Origin of the sequence: Micromonospora sp. LOL_021 (genome assembly GCF_048060215.1) — a bacterium.
In the GTDB taxonomy this organism is placed as follows: domain Bacteria; phylum Actinomycetota; class Actinomycetes; order Mycobacteriales; family Micromonosporaceae; genus Micromonospora_E.
Map to the genome: position 1 here is coordinate 1 of NZ_JBHMIN010000096.1, position 7,997 is coordinate 7,997.

General features: G+C 70.2%; 9 protein-coding genes and 1 pseudogene. 9 read left to right on the forward strand and 1 reads right to left on the reverse strand.

Features of this window, described 5'->3' with window-relative positions; translation table 11 throughout:
• From ACFHWT_RS30750 to ACFHWT_RS30760, 3 genes are all read left to right on the forward strand, one after another.
• Positions 1–374 (forward strand): hypothetical protein (locus tag ACFHWT_RS30750; RefSeq protein WP_416598145.1); only part of this gene is annotated, 374 nt, incomplete at its 5' end.
• A 25-nt stretch (positions 375–399) separates the two neighbouring features.
• Positions 400–777 (forward strand): cupin domain-containing protein, encoded by a 378-nt coding sequence (locus ACFHWT_RS30755; RefSeq protein WP_416598147.1) that lies wholly within the window; start codon positions 400–402, stop codon positions 775–777.
• Positions 778–781: 4 nt separating this feature from the next.
• Positions 782–1,699, forward strand: a complete 918-nt coding sequence (locus ACFHWT_RS30760; protein ID WP_416598148.1) for a ribokinase — start codon at positions 782–784, stop codon at positions 1,697–1,699.
• Positions 1,700–1,948: 249 nt separating this feature from the next.
• Here the strand turns inward: ACFHWT_RS30760 and ACFHWT_RS30765 are convergent, their stop codons facing one another.
• Complete coding sequence (locus ACFHWT_RS30765; protein ID WP_416598149.1) at positions 1,949–3,055, reverse strand: acetamidase/formamidase family protein; 1,107 nt, start codon at positions 3,053–3,055, stop codon at positions 1,949–1,951.
• Positions 3,056–3,331: 276 nt separating this feature from the next.
• On the opposite strand from ACFHWT_RS30765, the gene ACFHWT_RS30770 reads away from it, so the two are divergent.
• The 6 genes and pseudogenes from ACFHWT_RS30770 to ACFHWT_RS30795 all read left to right on the forward strand — a co-directional run bounded on the left by ACFHWT_RS30770 (position 3,332) and on the right by ACFHWT_RS30795 (position 7,698).
• Positions 3,332–4,759 carry an aromatic ring-hydroxylating oxygenase subunit alpha gene (locus ACFHWT_RS30770; RefSeq protein ID WP_416598150.1) on the forward strand — a complete coding sequence of 476 codons (1,428 nt, stop codon included), beginning with the start codon at positions 3,332–3,334 and terminating at the stop codon, positions 4,757–4,759.
• Positions 4,760–4,763: 4 nt separating this feature from the next.
• Positions 4,764–5,285, forward strand: a complete 522-nt coding sequence (locus tag ACFHWT_RS30775) for an aromatic-ring-hydroxylating dioxygenase subunit beta (RefSeq protein ID WP_416598151.1) — start codon at positions 4,764–4,766, stop codon at positions 5,283–5,285.
• 26 nt (positions 5,286–5,311) lie between these two features.
• Positions 5,312–5,605, forward strand: coding sequence for a Dabb family protein (locus tag ACFHWT_RS30780; RefSeq protein WP_282231852.1), 294 nt, complete (start codon positions 5,312–5,314; stop codon positions 5,603–5,605).
• 21 nt (positions 5,606–5,626) lie between these two features.
• Entirely contained in the window at positions 5,627–6,520 is an 894-nt protein-coding gene (locus ACFHWT_RS30785) for a VOC family protein (protein ID WP_416598152.1), read from the forward strand.
• 217 nt (positions 6,521–6,737) lie between these two features.
• A pseudogene (locus tag ACFHWT_RS30790) lies at positions 6,738–7,472 on the forward strand (helix-turn-helix domain-containing protein); the annotation flags it as partial.
• 25 nt (positions 7,473–7,497) lie between these two features.
• The gene (locus ACFHWT_RS30795) at positions 7,498–7,698 is read left to right on the forward strand and encodes a DUF397 domain-containing protein (RefSeq protein WP_416598153.1); all 201 of its coding nucleotides are present in this window, start codon (positions 7,498–7,500) and stop codon (positions 7,696–7,698) included.
• Positions 7,699–7,997: the final 299 nt, after the last annotated feature.

Genomic DNA, 7,997 nt, shown 5'->3' on the forward strand with positions numbered 1-7,997 from the left:
CGGGCCGTAGCCGGCGACCCGGTGGTAGCCGTCCAGGTGCGGCCACACCACCAACGCTGACCGGCGCGGCCGGCACCCCGGGTGCCGGCCGCCGGCCGGGTGCGGCCAGTGTCGACGTCGCGTTCGCCGGCACCACCGACCTGGCGGTCAGCCTCGGCCTGGCCACCACCGACGACCAGGCGCCGCTGCTGCGTCGGGTCGGTGAGATCGCCGACGCGGCCCGCACCGCCGGGGTCACCCTGGGCGGGTGGGCGCCGGGCCGGGCCGACGACACCCTGCGCCGGTACGGCCTCGCCGGTGCCGACTATCTGGTCGCCGGCTCGGACCTGCAGCTGCTCGGTGCCGGCCTGCGCCACCTCGCCACCGACAATTGAGCCAGCCCTCGAAGGGAGCCCGGACGTGCTGAACCCGCAGCTCTACCGCACCTCGGTCAACTGGGACGAGATCCCCGCCACCGACGTGCGCCCCGGCGTGCGACGCAAGGTGTACGCCACCGACGAGGTGGTCCTCGCCTGGCACGAACTCGCCGTCGGCATGGCCCTCAACCCGCACACCCACGACGACTTCGACCAGCTGGTGATGATTCTCGGCGGGCGGTGCAACTACTACGTCGACGGCATACCGCACGACATGGGCGCGGGGTCGATGCTGCTGATTCCGCGCGGTGCCGAGCACTACATCGAGCCGACCGAGGGCCCGTGCATCAACCTGGACGTGTTCGCCCCGCCGCGCGCCGACTTCCTGGCGCACGCCTGGCGTCCCGCCGCGCAGGACTGAGCCGATGCCCGACATCGTGGTGGTGGGCAGCCTCAACGTCGACGTGGTGGTGCCCCTCGACGAGCTGCCCGCCGCCGGGCAGACGGTGCTCAGCGCCGCCGACCATTCCCGGGCCGGCGGCGGCAAGGGTGCCAACCAGGCGGTGGCCGCCGCCCGGCTGGGCCGTTCGGTGGCCATGGTCGGCGCGGTCGGCGACGACGCCGAAGGCCAGTGGCTGACCGGGCTGCTGGCCGCCGAGGGCGTCGACACGGCGGCGGTGCTACGCGCGCCCCGCCCCACCGGGCAGGCGATCGTGCTGGTCACCGCCGACGGCGACAGCACCATCGCGGTCAGCTCCGGGGCCAACATGTGGCTCGCCCCGGAGCACCTGCGGCCGTACGCAGACCTGATCGGCGACGCTGCGGCCGTACTGCTGCAGCAGGAGGTCGATGCGGCGGTGGTGGCTGCGACGGTGGCCGCCGCCCGCGGCCTGGTCGTGGTCAACCCGGCACCGGCCCGGCCGATCGACCCGGGAACCCTGGCCCGGGTCGACGTGCTGGTGCCCAACCGGGGCGAACTCGCGGCGCTGGCCGGTGCAGGTGCCGGGCCTGCGGCTGCCGGGCCGTCGGAGGACGTCGCCGGTCTGGCCGCGATGGCCCGGTCGCTGGGGACCCGGGGGCCGGTGGTGGTGACCCTCGGCGTCGACGGTGCCCTGGTGGTGACCGCCGACCGGGAGCATCTGGTGCCGGCCGAGCCGGTCGACGCGGTGGACGCCACCGGCGCCGGGGACACGTTCTGCGCGGCGCTGGCCGACGCGCTGCTCGACGGTGCGGCGATCGACGACGCGGCCCGCTGGGCGAGCCGGGCGGCGGCGGTGACGGTGACCCGGCCCGGCGCGATGGCCAGTGCCCCACGCCGGGCCGAGGTGCTCGCCGTCGGCTAGGTGGCCAGCAGCAGTCCTTCGTCGCCGTCGCTGTTGTCGTTGCCGTACCGCCAGTGACCCCGGTACCACCTGGCTGCCGCTCGCGGTGCTGACGCTCGACTCATCCGGTGATCCTGCGAGGCAACGGTTGTCCATGATCATGTGAGCGCTGTGGACGTCACAATCGCATCATGACGTCCACAGCGCTCACATGATCATGGCAAGGGATTGCTCGGCGGAGTGCCGAGGTGCCGCGATGTGGCGGCGGGGTCAGATATGGGCGGGGAAGTCGGCCTTGCGGATCAGGCAGTGCACGCCCTTGACCGCGTCGACGACCTGGCTGACCTCGAAGTCGGCGGCGGCGCTGAGGTAGGCCAGGGCGGTGTCGCGCGGCATGCCCTGGGTGCGGGCCAGGAAGTCGACAGCGGCCCGGACCGCCCGGCGCATCGCCTCGTTCAGGTCGGCGTCCAGGCCGACCGGGATCCAGTGGGTGGTGGTCTCGGCCAGCGGGGCCTCGCCGGCGCCGACCAGCAGGGCGGCCTGTGCCGCCGGGATCACGCTCAACCGCAGCGTGGCCCGCAGCGGTGCCTCCAGGGCGGTGAGCGCCACCTCGCCGTCGCCCTGGGCGTAGTGCGGGTCGCCGGCGTAGAAGCCGGCACCGGGCAGTTGCACCGGCAGGTAGAGGCTGGAGCCGACCTGTAGTTCGTTGATGTCGAGGTTGCCGCCGTGCCCGCCGGGCGGCACCGAGTGCACCATCTCGTCGGTGTCGACGGCGACGCCCATCAGGCCGAGGAACGGCGCGAGTGGGAACCGGGCGGCCCGGCCGGCGCCGAACGGCAGTACGCCGTACAGCCGGCCGCCGCTGGACGCGACCTCGGTGAAGTGGCAGACGCTGCCGTAGGCGCGCGGGTCGCTGTCCGGCCCGGTGTCGGCCGGGGTGAGCGGGAACTCGCCGGGTAGCGCACCGTAGCCGTGCCGGCTGCTGACGAAGCCGTACGGGGCCCGGATCGCCAGGTCGAGCACGTCGACCCGGAGCAGGTCGCCGGGCTGCGCGCCGTCGACGGTGATCGGGCCGGTGACCACGTGCGGGCCGTCGTCGTCGTAGTCGTGGGCGACGTCGGAGGCGGCCAGGTCGCGGGCGTCGGTGAGGACGCCGTCGGCGGGTACGTCGTACTGCTTGAGGTAGCCGACCGGGTCGCGGCCCTGGTCTTCGAGGATGCCTTCGTGGCTGAGGGTGTCGATGGTCACGGTCTCACCGGAGCGGACCCGCAGCACCGGCGCGTGGCTGCGGTTGGGCAGCCGGCCCCACAGGCAGGTCTCGGGCGTGGTCGGCAGGTAGTGGGCGCCGGCGATCGGTCCCTGGTGCGGCTGGAGCATCGGTTCCTCCGGATGGGGTACCCGGCCGGCTGGCGCAGGGCGCGCGGCGGTGCGTGCCGCTGGTGGGCCGGGGTGACGGGTGGATGACCGGATCGTTTCCGGCGAACCCGCAGGAACGTGTTGCTGTCCTGTTAACAGTGAGTAACCCGATCACGGAAGATGCCCTGCTCTTGACAGGTGGAGGGCTCTGATAGCAGCATCGGAGTGCGAGACACTGTCTCGCATGACGTAGCACCGCCGAGGTGGGCGGACGGGACGAAAGAGGGCGGTGGGGTGATGACGCAGCAGACGCCGGTGCGACCGCTCGGCGGAGCCGACGGTGGCGCGCTGATCGACGAGGACTGGGAGGCGATGCGCTTTCGGGTGCACCGCTCGGCGTACCGCGACCCGGGTGTCTTCCGCGACGAGATCGCCAGGATCTGGGGCCACACCTGGCTCTACCTCGGCCACGAGACCGAGATCCCCAACGCCGGCGACTTCAAGACCCGCACCCTCGGCGGCCGTCCGCTGATCTTCTGCCGCGACTCCGCCGGCGAGGTCAAGGTCTTCCTCAACGCCTGCACCCACCGCGGCACCATCCTGTGCCGGCACAACGAGGGCAACACAAAATTCTTTCAGTGCTTCTACCACGCCTGGGCGTTCAGCAACTCCGGTGACCTGGCCGCGCTGCCCGGCGACGAGAGCTACCCCGACGACCCCGGCTTCCGCGAGTCGATGCGCCTGCGCCAGGTGCCCCGGCTGCAGATCCACGAGGGCTTCGTCTTCATCGCGTTCGACCCCGACGTGCCCGACCTGCTCACCCACCTCGGCCCGGCCGCGCACTACATGTCGCTGACCGCCAAGATCGGCGCGCACGGCATGCAGACCCTGCCCGGCGTGCAGCTCTACAGCGTCAAGGGCAACTGGAAACTCGCCGTCGAGAACGCCATGGACGGCTACCACTTCGCACCAACCCACAACACCTTCGTCGGCTACCTGCGGGAAACCGGGTTCGCGGTCACCGACGACGACCAGTACGCCTACGACCTCGGCGGCGGACACGGGCTGCTGGTGCTCACCGGCCACAACGGCCGGATCGGCATGGTCTGGGAGCCGCGCTTCGGCGACGAGGAAAAGGCCCGTACCGTCGCCAAGCGCAACGAGATGATCGCCCGGCTCGGGCCGGAGCTCGCCGCCGAGATCGCCGACGCCAGCCGGATCCTCTTCGTCTTCCCGAACCTGCTGCTGTTCGACCTCGAAGCGCTGACCATCCGCCAGCTCGAACCGGTCGCCCCGGACCGCACCGACGTGCGGGCCTGGCAGTTCGTCGAGACCGGCGAGCCGGAGTCGGTCCGCGCGCTGCGGATCAAGACCATGGTCAGCTTCGTCGGCCCCGGCGGCCTGGCCACCCCCGACGACATCGAGGCGTACGAGGCGGTGCAGCGCGGCATCGTCGCCACCGCCGACTCTGCCGACCCCGCCCACGACTGGTCCGACATGTCGCGCGGCATGGCCAACGAGAAGCAGGGCAACCAGGGCCGCTCCATCGACGAAGGTGCGATGCGCAGCTTCTGGCGACACTGGGCCGACCGGGTCGGGGCGGCCACCGCCGTCGCCGGCGACCCGCCGGCCGGCCCCGGCGCACCCGGCCCGTCTGCCGTCCTCGCGGCCGGATCCGCAGCCACCAGCGGCTCCGCCGCGCCCACCATCAGCGGGAAGGAGTGACCCGATGTCCTCGACGACCAGCGGAGCAGTGATCAACGTGGGCGCCCGCGAGGTGACCCGGGCGCAGGTGGAGGACTTCCTCTACCGGGAGGCGCAACTGCTCGACGAGTGGCGCCTCGACGAGTGGTTCACCATGTTCGAGCCGGACGGCCGGATGGAGGTGCCGACCACCGACTGGGCCGGCTGGGACGCCACCACCGCCGGATTCTTCGTCTGCGACGACTACGACCTGATCCGGGCCCGGGTGAAGCGGCTCAAGAGCCGCAAGGCGCACGCCGAGAACCCGCACTCGCGTACCCATCGGATGGTCTCCAACGTGATCCTGCTGGAGGCCGGCGCTGAGACCGTGTGGATCAGCGCCAACTTCCTCATCCACCGCTACCGCGACGGCGGCGCCTACACCTACGTGGGCCGCTACGAGCACGTGCTCAAGGTCGACGACGACGGGCTGCGCTTCCGGGTCCGCCGCTCCATCCCGGTGATGGAGTCGATGGACCCCGGCGCCCGACTCAGCTTCATCCTGTAGCGGGGGCCGCCGTCGTGATCACCCACATGTTGGCGTTCAAGTTCCGCGACGACCTGCCGCCCGGTGTCGCCGAGTCGGTCCTCGCCGAGCTGGACACCTTCCCGACCAAGTACCCGGCGATGCGCAACTGGCGCAGCGGGGTCAACGTCAGCACCCGGGACACCACGATGACCCACGGTTTCGTCGTGGAGTTCGCCACCGAGCAGGACCTGCTCGACTACCTGCACAGCGAGTCGCATGAGCGGTTCGTCCGGGAACGCTGGCGCCCGGTCGTGCAACGCCAGGTCATCGTCAGCATCCCCACCGCCGGGGACGCGTAACTCACCATGAAGGGGTCGCAGATGTCCACCGAGGCCGCCACCCGCCGTCGCGGGCCCTACGGCATGGAGTACGCCCGGATCGAGGTGCCGGATCTGGCCGCCTCCATCGAGTTCCTGCAGTACCACGTCGGGCTGCAGTTGGAGCAGCACGACGACGAGTACGCCTTCCTGCGCGCCGACATCGAGCACCACAGCATCGAGCTGATCGCCGCCCCGCACCGCACCGAGTCGTGGACCACCGCGGTCGGGTTCAGCGTCGAGTCCGACGAGGTCCTCGACGACCTGCGGGAGCGGGTCGTCGCCGCCGGCCACGAGGTGCTCGAACTGCACGAGCGGATGAAGGGCCTGTGCCAGCGCGGATTCGCCGTACGCGACCCCAACGGGCTGATCGTCGAACTGTTCACCGAGTTCGTCGAGTACGCCGAACCGCCGTTGATCGAGCTTCGCCCGGTCGACCTGGTGCACCCGTTCCTGGCCACCGACAAGTACGAGGAGTCGCTCGACTTCTACACCAAGGTGCTCGGCTTCCTGCCCAGCGACTACGTCGGCGACGTCACCGTCTTCCTGCGCTGCGAGGACCGCTACCACCACAGCCTGGCGTTGCAGCGCAACAAGGAGTTCTACGCCGCGCACCTGTGCTTCATGATGAAGAGCTTCGACCACGTGATGCGCGGTCGGGCCCGGGCCCAGTACAAGCAGGTGCCGATCGCCTCCGACCTGGTCAACCATTCGGCGTCGACGTCGATCGCGTTCTACATGCACGACCCGAAGCACGGGCCGCGTTACGAGCTGTGTGACCGGCACCGGGTGTTCACCCCGGAGGAGCACGCCACGCACCGGGCCCGGCGGATGGCCGTCGACCCGCGCAACATCGACGTGTGGCGACCGGCCGCCGACGACTGGGGCCGTTTCTGACCGTCGTCGCACGAAAAGGTGAACGACCCTCGGGAATCATCTCCCCCGGGGGTCGTTTTTTGACGGAATCTGCTTGTTGATCAATTCGACGGCTGGAATTTCTGCACAGCTAAGGATTCTTCACGAGTTTCTGTTCCATCCTGGACTATCTGTCCCGATCAGTGGAGGATGACCCCGGCGGACAACCACCACACCACGACACCGGGGTGATCCAAACATGAGTGAACTCAGCGTCGAGATCCGGCGACTTCGCATCGCCGGTGGGATGAATCAGAGCCAGCTTGGCGCTGCGCTGCGGGTGTCCAAGTCGCTCATCGCGGGATTCGAGTCGGGGCGGCGCATCCCGCAGGCCGACACCGCCACCAACCTGGACCGGGTGTTCGGCACCGATGACAAGTTCGCCAAGCTGTCGGCCGAGGCGCGGGAGGACCGGTACCCGTGGATGCGTCCGTGGGTCGAGCACGAGCGGCGGGCGCTGCTGCTGCGCAGCTACGAGCCGCTGCTCGTCCCCGGACTGCTCCAGTCCGAGGGCTACATGCGGGCGGTGTTGGCGACCTCCACGATGAACGACGGGCGCGTCGACGAGCTGGTGCGCACCCGGCTGGAGCGGCAGGCCGCGACGCTGGGCCGGGACAACCCGGTGGTGATCTCGGCCATTGTCAACGAGTTCGCCCTCAGCCGTGGCCCCCGCGAGGTGATGACGAAGCAACTGGGCCACCTGGTGGACCTCGGCCACCGTCCGTCGGTCAAAATCCGGGTGCTGCCGGACGACGCCGGGCTGCACCTCGGTTTCGGCGGCGCGTTCGTGCTGGCCAGCCTGCCGGACGGCCGGCGCTGTGGCTACCTGGACAACCAGTTGAAGGGCACCGTGGTGTCCAGCCATGGCGATGTGACCGAGCTGGAACTAGCCTGGGAATCCGTGGACGGACTCGCGCTGCCGGTGGTGCAGTCCCGGGATCTGATGCTGAGGATGATCGATGAGCGCAAGTGGACCGCGCTGGCGGAAGTCCAGCCGATCGGCCAACGGCGGAAACAGCTGCGTCGAGGTGGCCGACAACCTTCCCGGTCGGGTCCTGGTGCGCGACACCAAGGACCGTGCCGGCGGTACGTTGACCTTCGGCCCGGCCGCCTGGTCGTCGTTCGTCGCGTCGACCAAGGACACCAGCGCCACCGCCTGACCCGCTTCCCTTCCCGTAACCCGGTGGTGCCGCCCCGGATTTCGTACGTTCCGTCGCCCAGGTCCCGCGAGTTCAACAGAGCCTGTGCCCGCCACTCGTCCGACGGCCACCTCGTGGCCATCGACCAGCGGACGCATCCTGGCGTGAAGCCCGACAGACAGGATTTGTGCGTGACCCGGCATGCGCACCGTTGAGGTGACGCTGACGTACGTCAAGTTCGCCAGATGAGGTGTCTCAGTGGGCCTGACCCGGTTTGACGGACATCCCAGCTCAGAGGGGCTGTGTGCTCCTCGGGAGGA